The 13639-nt window shown below is 65.4% G+C and carries 14 protein-coding genes; 6 read left to right on the top strand and 8 right to left on the bottom strand.

The window, feature by feature from the left end:
* Window positions 1–121 precede the first annotated feature (121 nt).
* Window positions 122–1444, bottom strand: a complete 1323-nt coding sequence (locus tag ACTU6V_RS09590) for a bifunctional o-acetylhomoserine/o-acetylserine sulfhydrylase (RefSeq protein ID WP_443475485.1) — start codon at window positions 1442–1444, stop codon at window positions 122–124.
* A 148-nt stretch (window positions 1445–1592) separates the two neighbouring features.
* Here ACTU6V_RS09590 and ACTU6V_RS09585 point away from each other — a divergent pair, with 148 nt between their 5' ends.
* Genes ACTU6V_RS09585 through ACTU6V_RS09575 form a run of 3 tightly spaced genes read left to right on the top strand, consistent with a single transcriptional unit; the run spans window position 1593 to window position 3702 of the window.
* The gene (locus ACTU6V_RS09585; RefSeq protein WP_443467983.1) at window positions 1593–2381 is read left to right on the top strand and encodes an SDR family oxidoreductase; all 789 of its coding nucleotides are present in this window, start codon (window positions 1593–1595) and stop codon (window positions 2379–2381) included.
* Between the two features lie 4 nt (window positions 2382–2385).
* Window positions 2386–3087, top strand: a complete 702-nt coding sequence (locus ACTU6V_RS09580; protein WP_443467984.1) for a uracil-DNA glycosylase — start codon at window positions 2386–2388, stop codon at window positions 3085–3087.
* Window positions 3088–3096: 9 nt separating this feature from the next.
* The gene (locus ACTU6V_RS09575) at window positions 3097–3702 is read left to right on the top strand and encodes a GNAT family N-acetyltransferase (RefSeq protein ID WP_443467985.1); all 606 of its coding nucleotides are present in this window, start codon (window positions 3097–3099) and stop codon (window positions 3700–3702) included.
* Here the strand turns inward: ACTU6V_RS09575 and ACTU6V_RS09570 are convergent.
* The 6 genes from ACTU6V_RS09570 to ACTU6V_RS09545 are packed head-to-tail and all read right to left on the bottom strand — an operon-like array spanning window position 3668 to window position 9598.
* A complete protein-coding gene (locus tag ACTU6V_RS09570) occupies window positions 3668–4492 on the bottom strand; it encodes an ABC transporter ATP-binding protein (RefSeq protein WP_443467986.1) in 825 nt (274 codons plus the stop codon). The genes ACTU6V_RS09575 and ACTU6V_RS09570 overlap by 35 nt on opposite strands.
* Complete coding sequence (locus tag ACTU6V_RS09565; protein WP_443467987.1) at window positions 4489–5277, bottom strand: ABC transporter ATP-binding protein; 789 nt, start codon at window positions 5275–5277, stop codon at window positions 4489–4491. The genes ACTU6V_RS09570 and ACTU6V_RS09565 overlap by 4 nt, the downstream gene beginning before the upstream one ends.
* A complete protein-coding gene (locus ACTU6V_RS09560; protein WP_443475484.1) occupies window positions 5274–6143 on the bottom strand; it encodes an ABC transporter permease in 870 nt (289 codons plus the stop codon). The genes ACTU6V_RS09565 and ACTU6V_RS09560 overlap by 4 nt, the downstream gene beginning before the upstream one ends.
* Complete coding sequence (locus ACTU6V_RS09555) at window positions 6140–7090, bottom strand: ABC transporter permease (protein WP_443467989.1); 951 nt, start codon at window positions 7088–7090, stop codon at window positions 6140–6142. Before ACTU6V_RS09555 ends, ACTU6V_RS09560 begins: the two co-directional genes overlap by 4 nt.
* A 20-nt stretch (window positions 7091–7110) precedes the next feature.
* Window positions 7111–8628: an ABC transporter substrate-binding protein gene (locus ACTU6V_RS09550; protein ID WP_443467990.1), complete on the bottom strand. Its 1518-nt coding sequence runs from the start codon at window positions 8626–8628 to the stop codon at window positions 7111–7113.
* 52 nt (window positions 8629–8680) lie between these two features.
* Window positions 8681–9598, bottom strand: a complete 918-nt coding sequence (locus ACTU6V_RS09545) for an alpha/beta fold hydrolase (RefSeq protein WP_443467991.1) — start codon at window positions 9596–9598, stop codon at window positions 8681–8683.
* A 162-nt stretch (window positions 9599–9760) separates the two neighbouring features.
* On the opposite strand from ACTU6V_RS09545, the gene ACTU6V_RS09540 reads away from it, so the two are divergent.
* The gene (locus tag ACTU6V_RS09540; RefSeq protein ID WP_443475483.1) at window positions 9761–11278 is read left to right on the top strand and encodes a glycosyltransferase; all 1518 of its coding nucleotides are present in this window, start codon (window positions 9761–9763) and stop codon (window positions 11276–11278) included.
* Here the strand turns inward: ACTU6V_RS09540 and ACTU6V_RS09535 are convergent.
* Entirely contained in the window at window positions 11264–12373 is a 1110-nt protein-coding gene (locus ACTU6V_RS09535; RefSeq protein ID WP_443475482.1) for an acyltransferase family protein, read from the bottom strand. The genes ACTU6V_RS09540 and ACTU6V_RS09535 overlap by 15 nt on opposite strands.
* 44 nt (window positions 12374–12417) lie before the next feature.
* Here ACTU6V_RS09535 and ACTU6V_RS09530 point away from each other — a divergent pair, with 44 nt between their 5' ends.
* Window positions 12418–12894 (top strand): carboxymuconolactone decarboxylase family protein, encoded by a 477-nt coding sequence (locus tag ACTU6V_RS09530; protein ID WP_443467994.1) that lies wholly within the window; start codon window positions 12418–12420, stop codon window positions 12892–12894.
* A complete protein-coding gene (locus tag ACTU6V_RS09525) occupies window positions 12891–13598 on the top strand; it encodes a tyrosine-protein phosphatase (protein ID WP_443467995.1) in 708 nt (235 codons plus the stop codon). The genes ACTU6V_RS09530 and ACTU6V_RS09525 overlap by 4 nt, the downstream gene beginning before the upstream one ends.
* Window positions 13599–13639 lie beyond the last annotated feature (41 nt).

The raw sequence follows: 13639 nt of genomic DNA, 5'->3' as shown, positions 1-13639 counted from the left end.
TAGCCCTCAGCGGCCCACGTTACGTGGTCGGATGCGCCGGCGGACACGTCGCAGAAAAGCACGGATCTCGCAGAGTTCCGAAGGAAGTCTGCGAGATCCGTGCGCTATGGCGAGAGGATGCTCAGGCGCGAGCGGCCTCCGATACCCGACGTGCTGCAGCGAGAGCATCATCGAGGTCTGCCTTGAGGTCGTCGACATTCTCAAGTCCGACGGACAGACGCACCAGGCCCGGCGTGACGCCGGCGGTGAGCTGCGCCTCAGGCGAGAGCTGCGAGTGCGTGGTGGATGCCGGGTGGATGACGAGCGAGCGCACGTCACCGATGTTGGCGAGGTGGCTGAACAGCGACAGGCTGTTGACGAACTCGCGACCGGCTTCCACGCCGCCCTTGAGCTCGAACGACAGCACGGCACCGACGCCCTTGGGGGCGTACTCGTTGGCCTTGGCGTACCACGGCGACGAGGGGAGCCCCGAGTAGTTCACCGAAGCGACGTCATCGTGACTCTCGAGCCACTCTGCGATCTCCTGAGCGTTCTGCACGTGGCGCTCGATGCGCAGCGAGAGCGTCTCGACGCCCTGGATGAGGTTCCACGCACTCTGGGGTGCGATGGCAGAGCCGAGGTCGCGGAGCAGCTGCACGCGCGCCTTGATGATGTACGCGAGCGCGTCACCGACCGCAGCGGTGTAGACAGCCCCGTGGTACGAGGGATCGGGCTGGGTGAGCTCGGGGAACTTCTCGGCGTTCTTCGACCACTCGAACTTGCCGCCGTCGATGATCGCGCCGCCGATGGTCGTGCCGTGGCCGCCGAGGAACTTGGTGACCGAGTGCACGACGATGTCGGCACCGTGCTCGAACGGGCGGATGAGGTACGGGGTGGCGATCGTGTTGTCGACGATCAGCGGGATGCCGCTGTCGTGAGCGACGTCGGCGATGCCGCGGATGTCGAGCACGTTGATCTTCGGGTTTCCGATGGTCTCGGCGAAGAACAGCTTCGTGTTCGGGCGGACGGCTGCGCGCCACTCCTCGATGTCATCCTGGTTCTCGACGAAGGTGACCTCTACGCCGAGCTTGGCGAGGGTGTACTTGAAGAGGTTGTACGTTCCGCCATAGATCGAACTCGACGAGACAAAGTGGTCTCCGGCCTGCGCGATGTTCAGCACCGCGAAGGTCGATGCGGCCTGGCCGCTGGCGAGCACGAGGGCACCGGTGCCGCCTTCGAGGGCTGCGAGGCGCTGCTCGAGAACGTCCTGGGTGGGGTTCTGGATGCGGGTGTAGATGTTGCCGAACTCGGCGAGCGCGAAGAGGTTCGCGGCGTGGTCGGCGTTGTCGAACACGTAGGACGTGGTCTGGTAGATCGGCGTCGCGCGCGCCTTCGTCACCGGGTCGGGAGCAGCACCGGAGTGGATCTGCTTGGTCTCGAAACGCCAGGTCTCGGGTGCGGACATGAGTTCCTCCAGGGCGGGTAGTGAGGTCGGTACGGCGGATGCCATTCCTGCGAGAGTACGGAACAACGCCGGTGCCGACAACAGACTGGAAATGTTACGTAACATGCCGCATGCGCGAAAACACGCGGCCAGGTCGTACGGTGGAGACATGGTGACACGGCGTGCAGTGGTGACAGGTGCAAGTTCTGGGATCGGTGAGGCTGCGGTGCGCAACCTGCGTGCCAGGGGCTGGGACGTCGTCGGCGTCGCTCGCCGCGAGGATCGGCTGCGCACTCTCGCCGCCGAGACCGGCGCATCGGCGATCGCGTGCGATCTCACCGATGCGGATGCTGTCGCGGCTCTTATTGCCGAACTCGAAGCATCCGGCCCTGTGCATGCGCTCGTGCAGGTCGCCGGCGGTGCACGCGGTACTGATCGGATCGAGGACGGCAGCGTCGCCGACTGGCAGTGGATGTACGACGTCAACGTCCTCGCTGCTCAGCGTCTTGTCGCAGGAATGCTGCCATTGCTCCGCCGTGCGGCCGCGGCTGACGGCCACGCCGACATGGTCTTCGTGACCTCGACTGCTGCGCGGATCGACTACCCGGGTGGCGGCGGCTACAACGCGGCGAAAGCGGCAGAGTCCATGCTCGTCAAGGTGCTGCGTCAGGAGCTCAACGGCGAACCGATTCGTGTCGTCGAGGTGGCGCCGGGACTCGTGCACACCGAGGAGTTCACCCTCAACCGTCTCGGTGGCGACCGCGTCGCCGCCGAAGCCGTCTACGCCGGGGTCGATGATCCGCTGACCGGCGAGGACGTCGCTGATGTCATCGGCTACGCCATGGATGCTCCCGGTCACGTGAACCTCGACCTCATCACGATGCGCCCTGTGGCGCAGTCCGCACAGCACCTGCTCGCACGCGGTCCGCTGCGCGTGCGCCCAGAGCGCGAGGGCTGAATTGGTGCCGGGACGCTCACTCGCACAGCTCGCCGATGACGGAATCATCGACCGCGGCTGGGCAGAGGCGCTCGCACCGGCATCGGACACGATCGCCCAGCTCGGCGCGCGATTGCGAGCCGAGCAGGCCAGCGGCGCCAGCTACCTCCCCGACGGCGCTCATGTGCTGCGGGCGTTCCAGCGACCGCTGGCTCACGTGCGGGTACTCATAACCGGGCAGGACCCATATCCGACTCCTGGGCACCCGATCGGGCTCTCGTTCGCCGTCGATCGCTCGGTGCGGCCGTTGCCGAGGAGCCTCACGAACATCTACGCAGAGCGTGAGAGCGACCTCGGCATCCCGCCGGCACCGCATGGCGATCTGACCGCGTGGAGCGATCAGGGCGTGCTGCTTCTGAACCGAGTGCTCACGGTGAGACCGGGCGCTCCGGCATCCCATCGGGGGTGGGGGTGGGAGCAGGTGACCGAACTCGCCATTCGAGCGCTCGTGGCGCGGGGTCAGCCGCTGATCGCGATCCTCTGGGGGAAGGATGCCGAGAAGCTGCGGCCCGTGCTCGGGGAGACCCCCGCGATCGTCTCCGCCCATCCGTCGCCGCTCTCCGCTCGTCGCGGTTTCTTCGGCTCGCGGCCGTTCTCGCGTGCGAATGCCCTGCTCGCAGAGCAGGGCGCTGCGCCGGTGGACTGGCGTGTCGACGGCGAACTATAGGCTGAGCACGTGCAGTTCGAGCCTGGTGACAAGCGTCGACGGCTGCCGCGCCATCTGCGCTCTCCCGAGCCGGATCCGGCCGCTTTCGCCTATGCGATCCGGCCAACGCGTATCGGTGATCTGCCCGATGTCCGTGAGATCTACAACCACTACGTCGCCAACTCCGCTGTCACCTTCGATGAGAAGGCTTCGACCCATCGCTACTGGCGTGAGAAGTTCGCGCTGCTGACCAAGCTGCAGCTGCCGTTTCTCGTCGCCGTCACTGCGTCGAACCAGGTGATCGGCTACGCACTCGTGCAGCCGTGGGCGAGCAAGTCCGCGTACCGCTACACGGTCGAGGACTCGATCTACCTGGGCCCTGGGGCGGGCGGTAAAGGGCTCGGCTCGGCGCTTCTGCAGGCCCTGATCGAGGCGTGCGAGCAGATCGGTCTGCGCGAGGTCGTCGCGGTGATCAGCGATAGCGGCGCCGATGCCTCGCTCCGTCTGCACGCGAAGCACGGCTTCGTCGAGGTCGGCCGCATGGGCCGGGTGGGATTCAAGTTCGGGCGATCGCTCGGGACGATCTATCTGCAGCGTTCGCTCACTCCAGCGTCGAAGCGTCGCCGTCGGAGATGACGCCGCTGCCGGGGATCACGGGGATCGCTGCGAGCAGGCGCTTCGTGTAGTCCTGCTGCGGGTGCATGAGTACGTCTTTCGTGGCCCCGCGCTCGACGATCGCGCCGTCTTTCATCACGGCGACGCTGTCGCACAAGCTCTGCACCACGCCGATGTCGTGCGACACGAGGATCAGAGTCAGCCCTTCGGACTCGAGCAGGGTGTGGAAGACGTCGAGAACCTGAGCGCGCACCGTGACATCCAGAGCGGAGAGCGGTTCGTCGCCGACGAGAATGCGGGGGCGATGTGCAATCGCGCGTGCAATGGCAACGCGCTGGCGCTGTCCGCCGGAGAATTCGTGTGGGTAGCGCTCCGCCATCTCGGGCTCCAGGCCCACTTTGGTCAGAACGGTGCGCACGCGTTCTCGTCGGTCGCCTTCGATCCCCAGCGCCCACAGCGGTTCGGCGATGATCTGCCCTGCGGTCATCCGCGGATCGAGCGATGCGTACGGATCCTGGAAGACCAGACCAGTCTGCCGCCGGAGCCAGTGCAGCGAGCGTGCGGGCGCCGCAGCATGCACCTTCTTCCCATCGACCGTCACTGTTCCCGCAGTGGGGGCGTCCAGTCCGAGGAGCAGGCGGACGAGGGTCGACTTCCCAGATCCGGATTCGCCGATGAGCCCGATGGACTCGCCCGCGTCGATGTCGAGGTCTGTGGGATGCAGCGCGGTCTGCATGGTGGCGCGCTCGAACATGCTCCGTTTCGGCACCGGGAACTCCCGGCTGAGACCGCGCGCCTCGACCAGGCTCATGACGTTCCCTCCGGCCGCCAGAGCGTCGCGGTGGCATCGCGCAGCAGACCTTGGGTGATCGGTGATGAGGGAGCGGTGAGCAACGTCGATATCGGAGCTGCCTCGATCACCCGTCCCTCTTCGAGAACGACGCCGTGGGTGGCTACCTGCGCGAGCACCGCCAGATCATGGGTGATGAACATCAGGGACATGCCCTGCTCCTCCACGAGCGAGAGCAGCAGCCGCAGGATCTCCGCCTGGATCGTGACGTCGAGCGCGGTGGTCGGCTCATCGGCGATGAGCAGAAGCGGATTGCAGGCCAGCGCCATCGCGATTGCTACGCGCTGCCGCTGCCCGCCGGAAAGCTGGTGCGGATACTTGTCGATGATCGTTTCCGGATCGGGCAGCCGCACACGGGCTGCCTCTTCGATCGCACGCTTCCGCGCCTCGCGTTTGCCGACTCCGGTGTGGATGCGCACCGACTCTGCGATCTGGCGACCGACCGTCCGAATCGGATTCAGTGCGGTGCGCGGCTCTTGGAACACGATTCCGATGTCATCGCCGCGCAGGCGGGCGAGCTCTCGATCGGGCATCCCGATCAGCTCGGTTCCATTCCAGCGGATGCTGCCGCGCGCCGTGGCTCCGTCGGGAAGGAGTCCGAGGATCGCGAGCGCCGTGACGGACTTGCCAGAACCGGACTCACCGATCAGCCCGAGACGTGCGCCGTCAGGCACCTCGAATGAGATGCCGTCAATGACGCGGCGGCCGTCGATGTCGACCACGAGATTCTGCACTTCGAGACTCATGCGACCACCGCCGGGGTATGGATTTCTGCCGATCGATGCTGCAGCGTCGGATCAGTCGCCTCACGCAGTGCGTCGCCGAGGAGATTGAGGGAGAGCACGGTGATCGTGATGGCAAGACCGGGCCAGATCACCGAGAGCGGATGGACGCCGATGTACCGCTGGAGGTCGGCGAGCAGAATGCCCCACGAGGGCTCTGTGACGGATGCGCCGAAACCGAGGTAGGACAGCCCGGCTTCCGCGAGGACGGCGACGGCCATCGACCATGACAGCTGCACGATGAAGACCGGAGCAACGTTGGGCAGCAGATGACGCACGAGATTCTGCGAGGTGGTGAGACCGGATGCTCGGCCGGCGAGCACGAAGTCGCTCTTCTGCACTCGGCGCAACTCCGGGCGGGTGACGCGGGCGATGTTCACGCCGAAACCGATGCCGACCGCCCAGATGACGACCCAGAGCGACCCACCCCAGACCGAAGAGATCATCATGGCGATGATGAGCACGGGGAATGCGATGAGGATGTCGACGAGAACAGCGACGGTCTCGCGCATCCAGCGGAACGTCAAGGCACCAAGGGCAGCGAGGGCGATTCCGACGACCGTGGCCACGATCCCGGACCCGACGCTGACGAAGACAGTGGTGCGCGCGCCGGCCATGATGAGGCTGAGGATGTCTCGGCCGGTGCCATCGGTGCCGAGCAGGTGCGGCCAGCCGGGCGGTGCCCACCGGTTGCGCACGACAGCCTCGAGCGGGTTGAACGGCGTCCAGAACAGGGAGATCAGCGCGACCAGTGCGATCACCGCCACCGCGACGACCGCGAAACGCCCGGTGGCGGTGCTCCAGAGCGATCTCAGCCAGCGGGGCATCATGCGGCCTCTCTCTGCCTGGGGTCGACGAAGTGGTGCACGAGGTCGACGATGAAGCCGATGATGAGCACGAGGCCGGTGAGAACCAGCAGTTCGCTCTGCACCTTGACCAGGTCCCGCGTTCCCACATCGGTCACGAGCATCCGCCCGATGCCGGGAAGCGTGAAGAGCTGTTCGATCACGACAGAGCCGACGACGATTCCAGCGACCTGAAGGCCGAGCACCGTCACGATGGACAGACCGACCGCGGGGATCCCGTGCTGGATCAGCGCGCGGTTGCGGGTGAGGCCCTTCGCCGCGGCGGTGCGAACGAAATCTTGGCCCCGCGCCTGGAGGGTCGCGCTGCGCACGAAGCGCAGCAGCATCGCGCCCTCGACGATTCCGATGGTCAGTGCGGGCAGAAGCAGCGCCCGCAGTGCCTGCCCCGGCTGTTCCCATCCGTGACGAGGGAAGCCCTGTGCGGGAAGCCAGCCCAGCCACACGGCGAACACGACGATGAGCATCATGCCAGCCCAGATCACCGGGACCGCGGCCAGGGCTTGCGCGGTGATGTTGATCGCTGTTCCACCTGCGCGGCCGCGCAGCAGCGCTGAGCCGACCCCGAAGGGCACCGCGATCAGCAGGGCGATCACCAGCGACATGATGCCGAGGGGAACCGTGATCTGCGCCTTCTGGGCGAGTTCTGCGCCCACTGAGGCACCGCTGAGCTGCGAGGTTCCGAGATCGCCGGTGAGTACGCCGCCGATCCATTCGCCGTACTGGGCGATCAGAGGGCGATTGAGGCCGAGCGATTCACGGAGCGCCTCGACTGCTGCGGGAGAGGCCTGGGTGCCGGCGATGAGCTGAGCGACGTCTCCGGGAAAGACGCGGAGAGTGACGAAGATGAGCACGCTCGACACGAGGAGCCCTGCGATGAGCAGGACTCCTCGTGTGAGCGTGTAGCGGATCACGCTGGGTTACTCGGTCGGCGTCAGTCCGCGGCGACGGTGACGCCGGCGAGGTTGATGCGCGAGTTGATCGAGTCCTCTGGAAAACCGGACACGGTCGGGCGAAGCGCAGTGATCGTCTCGCCGGTGTACAGCCAGTCGGCGGCGTGATCCTCAGAGACCAGGCGCGCGGCCTTCGCGAGGATCTTGGCGCTCTCGTCCGGGTCGGTTTCAGCGAGTGCCTCGGCGTAGAGCTTTTGCACTTCGGGATTGTCATAGCCGAAGTAATAGTCGGGGTTGGCGAAGTTCCCGAAGTCGCGAGGCTCCACATGAAGCACGAAGCTGAGCTCGTAGTCCTTGTTCGTGTAGACGTCCTCGAGCCAGGTGGGGAACTCCACCGAGTCGACCTCGAGCGTCACACCGATCTTCGCGAATTCAGAGACCAGTACCTGCGGCACGGTCGTTCCATAGAACGCAGGGATCGTGAGGGTCAGTTCGAGATCCTCCTGACCTGCCTCGGCGAGCAGCTCCTTGGCCTTCTTCGGGTCGTACGGAACGAGATCCGAGAGGTCTTCATAACCGGGGTCGAGCTCGGGGATGGGGCCGTACAGCGGTTGGCCTGCACCGACGGCCTCGATCAGGGCTTCGTGGTCGATGCCCAGACGCAGCGCCTCGCGCACGCGAACGTCGTTCAGCGGCGCCTTCGCGTTGTTGAAGGCGAGCGTGGCCTTGTCTGTCGTACGGCCCTTCGTCATCACGAACTCGCCGGAGTCCTCGAGCTGAGGGGCGAGATTGGGGTCGACGGCGGTGAGGACGTCGAGGCTGCCATCGAGCGCTGCGTTGACGCCAGCCGTGAAATCGGGGATGTACTCGAAGACCACCTCGGCGATTCCTGCGGGCTCGCCCCAGTACTCGTCGTAGCGGTCGAAGGTGATGGTGCTGCCCTTGCTCCAGTTCTGCAGCGTGAAGGGGCCGGTGCCGTTCTCCGCGGTCTGCAGGTCGGTGGTGTCGCCGGCCTGGAAGACGAGACCGGCAGGACCGGTGAGAGCGAACAGGAAGTTCTGGTTCGGCTCGTTGAGCGTGATCACGACGGTGCTGGCATCTGGAGCTGCGATTGATGCGACGTTCGCGAACTCTGCGTTGCCCTGGAGGGACTCGTCCGTGCGGACCGCTTCGAGGGAGGCGACGACGTCGGCTGAGGTCATCGCAGTGCCATTGTGGAAGGTGACGCCCTCGTCGATGGTGAACGTGTAGACGAGTCCGTCGTCGGAGACCTCGTAGTCGGAGGCCAGTCGCGGTTCGATCGTGTTGTCCTGCGCGCGGGTGACGAGCCCCTCGTAGATGTTGTCGACGAGGATCTGCTCGAGCGCAGCTCCGCTGGTGTGGCGGATGTCGAGGTTGGTCGGCTCGAGGACGAGCCCGACGGTCAGGCTGGCGTCAGGGTCAGGTTTGCTGTCAGAAGTCTTGACCGGCTCGGGCGAGGCTCCCGCGCAGGCACTGAGGACCACGGCTGCGACGGCAAGCGCGGAGATGACGGCAAGGCGTCTGGTGCGTCGGAACATGTCTTTACGATGTCCTCTCGGGACGGGGTGGGTGCTGCAGGAAAGTGCAGTGTCAGGGCGTTGTGTCGATCGTGGTGCGGATGAGCGCGGCGAGCTCGCGCGGCGCGGTCTCCTGCACATTGTGCGTGGCGTCGATGGTGACCACGGCAGCACAGGGAAGGCGGCTTTGGAATTCTTCAGCATCCGCTTCGCTGACGAAGCCGCGGGCCGCGCGAACCAGCGTCAGGGGAACGGTGATCGCGGTGAGGTCGTCCCAGCCGCTCACATCGAGCACCGCGTTCGCGGCCTCCGGCGTCGGGGCTGCGAGCGCGGTGGCAGCGAGGTGTGCAAAATGATGCTTCCACTCCACACGGCCATCGTCTCGGACTCTGGTGTTCAGGAAGACGCCTCGTTCCGTCTCTGCGCGCGTGCCGCCGAACCCGAGCGACATGGCGCGGTCGACGAGCTCGTCTCGAGCAGCGAAATCCGTGGGGCCCTCGTAGAACGCACGCAGTGCCGAGGGGCCGCCGGAGGTGTCGATGCCGGGAGTGATGTCCACGATGATCACGTCGCTGACGAGCTGCGGGCGGGATGCTGCGACCGCCGCGGCGGTGAGGCCGCCGAGCGACTGTCCGACGAGCACCTGCGGTGCGGTCGCCCACTCGGCCAGGGCGAATGCGACATCGCCCGCGAGCGTGCGGGCGGCATAGGCCGCGTCATCGCGCCACGATGAATCACCGTGCCCCGCGAGATCGATTGCCAGGGTCGGCACCTGCAGGTCGAGCACCATCGTGTCCCAGGTATGCGCGTTCAGGCCGGCGCCGTGGAGCAGCGTGGTGACTGGCGGTCCTTCTCCAAACCGGAGGGCGCTGAGGACGCGACCGTCGGGAAGCGTGAGAGTGAGGCGCTCGACCTGTGGAACAGGTACACCGAGCGTCTGAGCCTGTAACGGAAGATACTGGAACTCGCTGGCGGTGGTTGGCACGCCCATATTCTGCTCCGTAATGAGGGCTTGCGTGAAACCCGGGAGCAAAACAACCACCCGTCTCGCGCTCACGCTCCGCATATTGCTCAGTATGATGCGACACATGCGGGCAATATGGGTTTGAGTGGATGTGAAGAGCTCACAGCAGTACTTGTTACCGTCGTCGCCATGCGGCCTTCTATCCTCACCCCGCGCTTCCGTCCGGGCCGTCAGGTTGCGCTGACGTGGAGCATCCCGGATTCGTTCGGCGGAATGACTGGTGCGTTGTTGCACCGCTCTCGAGCCATTGTCCGCCTGGGAGGACGCCCTGTCGACATCCTGACGCTGGACGACCGGCTCGATTACGCAGATGTCGTGCGAGAGCTGCGCACAGCAGGTGAACTCATCGATGGCATGCGACTCGTCAACATTTGGGACTGGCTGCGCGAGCACGAGGCGAGAGGGGGCCAGAATCAGCCCGAGCCCGGGCATGAACTCCTCGCTGCCGCAGGCGACGTTGTCGAGCATCGACGGGACGGGGTCGTCCTGATCCGTGAACGACTCTCGGCCGGCAGCGTCATCGCCGCAGATCGATTCCGCGCGGACGGCAGCATCTTGGTCACGGATCGTCGCGACGAGGCCGCGGGCACTCGACGTGTCGTGCTGTATGACCGAGACGGCACACCGCGGCGCAGCTGGGGGAGCGTGTGGGGTGTCTACCGTTATTGGCTCGATCAGATCCTGGAGCGCGAGGAGACGTTCATGATCGTGGATTCGAAAACCGCCGCGCGGTTCGCGCGGACATACCGGCGCTCGAATGTCGTGACCATGCATGTTCTGCACGGCTCGCACCGCACGGCTGACGGTTCATCTCTCAGCGCGTCGCGTCGCAGTGTTCTCGAGCATCTGTCGGATTTCGACTCCGTCGTGGCGCTGACCACGCGGCAGCGCGGCGATCTGATCGCCGACCTGGGCTCGCAGCAGAATCTCGCCGTGATTCCCAACGGCTTCGACGGTGCGCAGGCCTCGCGCGGAGGCGATCGGTCGCACCTGCGCGGCAGCGGGCTCATGTTGTCGTCTCTGATCAAGCGCAAGCGCGTCTCACACGCGATCAAGGCTGTCGCGCGTGCATCCGCGACTGTCGAGGTGAGCATCGACATCTACGGGGAGGGGGAGCGCAGGCCGCTTCTGGAGAAGACGATCCGATCTCTGGGCGTCGCAGAACGCGTGCACTTACATGGACACGATGCCGCAGCACGGTCGCGTTTCGCAGCAGCCGATTTCATGCTGCTGACATCGACCGCCGAAGGGCTGCCGCTCGCGCTCGTCGAAGGAATGGCCGCAGGGTGCATCCCGATCGCCTACGACATCCCCTACGGTCCATCGGATCTCATCGTCGACGGCAGGAATGGCTTTCTGGTGGCTGCAGGAGATATCGACGCTTTGACGCGCCGAATCGTCGACTTGCAGCAGATGCCGGCACCCGCCGTCGAAGCCATGCGTAAGCGGGCGATCGCCACATCTGAGCGATTCGACGACAAGGCCGTGACGCGGGCCTGGGCGCGGGAGATGGAGAAGGCGTGGGAGCGGAAGCACGCGGTATCCGACGCCGAGTCGGTGCTCGCACGGTCACGTCATTTCGCCGGACGCATGAAGCGGCGGGTCCGGCGTGTGACCGGTGGCTATGCATCCTTAGGCGAGGCGTGATCGCACGCGTTGCGATATCGCGGCGCCGATGAATCGCGACATGCGGTGCGCGGGTGACTCGATGAAGCGATAGAACAGACCCGCCAGGACAAGGCTCGCCGGAAAGCCCACCGCGATCGCCCACGGCCAGCTGTCTGCGCCCCAAAAGTACACAAGGGTTGAAAGCAGCGGAACATGCACGAGGTAGAGGCTGTAGGAGACCCGACCGAGCCACTGCGCTGTGCGACGCTCGAGCAGACCACTCAATCGTGGCCATCCGATGGCTGCGATGATGATGATCACGGCTCCAACGCCGGCGAATCCCCAGAGCGCTCGGCTCGCGATGCTTCCCGCGTCAGCGATTGGCCGCGCGAGCCAGCTGGCGATGAGAAGCATCAGCGCGATGATCGTCGCTCCGGGCCAGAAGAGCGCGCCGCGAGGTCGTCGCATCCAGACCCGCAGATCATCCAGACGGACTGCCATGAGTGCTCCGATCATGAAAACCGGCAGGTAGACGAGCGCGTCCATCTCGACGATGCGACCGGCGACGGTCAATGCACAGGCGACAACGCCCGCGGCCATCGCCTGCCGGCGCACCGCGACGGCAAGAGCGACGAAGAGCGGAAGCGCGAGTGAGAAGATCAGCTCCCAGCGCAGTGACCACAGCACATTGTTGATGTCGTAAGACGCCGGGACCAGTGAGGCTTCATCAAGGAAAGAGCTCCACGTCACGGTCGCCGCCTGCGCATCGCGCATCCATGAGCCCTCGGGCATTGTCGACTGATCGCGGGGAACCAGAGCGATCAGCACCGTCGCAAGGACGAGTGACGCCCAGACGGGAAGGTAGAGCCGAAGTACGCGTGTGGGGTAGTAGCGCGACCAGGAGAAGCCGACGCGCAGCACCGGAAGAGTGACCACGAAGCCCGAGAGGACGAAGAACACCAGAACGGCCTCCGTGCCGGCGAACGCGAGTTTGCCGGGGCTCTGCGTGAGCCATGCCGCGAGTGTGCCGTCCAGGTGCGGCATCGCGATGAGGCTGCAGTGATAGACGACGACGACCAGTGAGGCCACCCCGCGCACGCCGTCGATACTCACTATCCGCGGAGATCCAGACATTGCAGGCAACGCTAATATCTGGGGCTGAGCCTAAGCTGAGGTGCATGAGCGAGACGCGAGTGCACTTGTCGAAGACGGAACCTGCCGCCTACAAGGCGCTGGATGAGTTCTCCCGAACCGTCGGCGAGATCTGCAGGACGAACGGCATCGATGACCGCCTCAAAGAGCTTGTGATGATCCACTGCTCGCAGCTGAACGGCTGCGCGTACTGCACTCGCGTGCACCTTGATCGTGCAGTCAGCGCGGGCATCGACATCGATACGATCACGCAGATCGCGACCTGGCGCGAGAGTGGTGTGTTCTCGGAGCGTGAGCGTGCGGCGCTGGAGCTCGCTGAGGCCTTCACTTTCATCTCTGACGAGGGCGTGTCCGATGACGTGTACAACCGGGTCGGCAGCGTGTTCACCGAGAAGGAGTATGCCGCGTTGAGTTGGGCGTGCGTCTCGATCAACGCGTTCAACCGAATCGTGATCGCCGGACGCTACCCCGTCGTGCCGCGCGGCGAGCAGGCGACGAAGTGACAGTATTCGCGGTCGATGGGGTCTTCAACGCGCGTGATGTGGGTGGAATGCCCGGCGCACGCGGTCGGGTGCGCGAAGGGATGCTGCTGAGGTCGGGAAGTCTTGTCGGTGCGACTGAGGCCGGTGTCACCGAACTCGAGCGACGAGTGGATCGCATCGTCGACCTGCGCGATGGCCAGGAACTCGCCGACGCCCCGTCTGCAGTGACGTCGATTGCTACGACTCATCTCCCTCTCTTTCTGGGGTCTGTCGCGTCGTTCTTCGACGACGACATGGGCCTCGAAGAGATGTACCGCCACCTTCTCGAGGAAAGCGGGGAACGCCTCGCAGAGGCCGTCCGTGTGATCGCTCGCGGTGAGCGGACCCTGGTGCACTGCACAGTCGGAAAGGACCGGACCGGTGTGACTGTCGCCCTGGCGCTCTCGGCGGTCGAGGCGCATCGAGACGAAGTGATCGCCGACTACGCGCTCACTGCGTCGCAACTTCCCGAGCAGCGAAACCGCCGCATCATCTCGTATCTGCAGCAGCACCACCCGCATTCCGAGAACGCCATCGCCCTCGCCACGCTGTCGCCCGCAGAGGTCATGCAGGGCGTCCTCGACGAGGTCGATGCGCGATGGGGATCGGCCTCTGACTATCTGCTGGCGAACGGGCTCGCCGATGATGAACTCGCCGGACTCCGGTCGGCCCTGCTCGAACACTGAGAGTCGAGCAAGGTAAGGCAACCCTTCATCGGTGTTACGAT

The organism is Microbacterium zouquanmingi (genome assembly GCF_052266675.1).
GTDB lineage: Bacteria > Actinomycetota > Actinomycetes > Actinomycetales > Microbacteriaceae > Microbacterium.
The sequence above is the reverse complement of the archived record's forward strand: the minus strand, read 5'-3'. Positions and strand labels throughout refer to the sequence as shown.

Excerpts from the sequence above, each read along its gene's own strand:
- ACTU6V_RS09560 (WP_443475484.1), bottom strand. The coding sequence starts at position 6,143 with ATGATGCCCCGCTGGCTGAGATCGCTCTGGAGCACCGCCACCGGGCGT.
- ACTU6V_RS09570 (WP_443467986.1), bottom strand. The coding sequence starts at position 4,492 with ATGAGCCTGGTCGAGGCGCGCGGTCTCAGCCGGGAGTTCCCGGTGCCG.
- ACTU6V_RS09565 (WP_443467987.1), bottom strand. The coding sequence starts at position 5,277 with ATGAGTCTCGAAGTGCAGAATCTCGTGGTCGACATCGACGGCCGCCGC.
- ACTU6V_RS09590 (WP_443475485.1), bottom strand. The coding sequence starts at position 1,444 with ATGTCCGCACCCGAGACCTGGCGTTTCGAGACCAAGCAGATCCACTCC.
- ACTU6V_RS09585 (WP_443467983.1), top strand. The coding sequence starts at position 1,593 with ATGGTGACACGGCGTGCAGTGGTGACAGGTGCAAGTTCTGGGATCGGT.
- ACTU6V_RS09530 (WP_443467994.1), top strand. The coding sequence starts at position 12,418 with ATGAGCGAGACGCGAGTGCACTTGTCGAAGACGGAACCTGCCGCCTAC.
- ACTU6V_RS09540 (WP_443475483.1), top strand. The coding sequence starts at position 9,761 with ATGCGGCCTTCTATCCTCACCCCGCGCTTCCGTCCGGGCCGTCAGGTT.
- ACTU6V_RS09535 (WP_443475482.1), bottom strand. The coding sequence starts at position 12,373 with ATGTCTGGATCTCCGCGGATAGTGAGTATCGACGGCGTGCGCGGGGTG.
- ACTU6V_RS09550 (WP_443467990.1), bottom strand. The coding sequence starts at position 8,628 with ATGTTCCGACGCACCAGACGCCTTGCCGTCATCTCCGCGCTTGCCGTC.
- ACTU6V_RS09545 (WP_443467991.1), bottom strand. The coding sequence starts at position 9,598 with ATGGGCGTGCCAACCACCGCCAGCGAGTTCCAGTATCTTCCGTTACAG.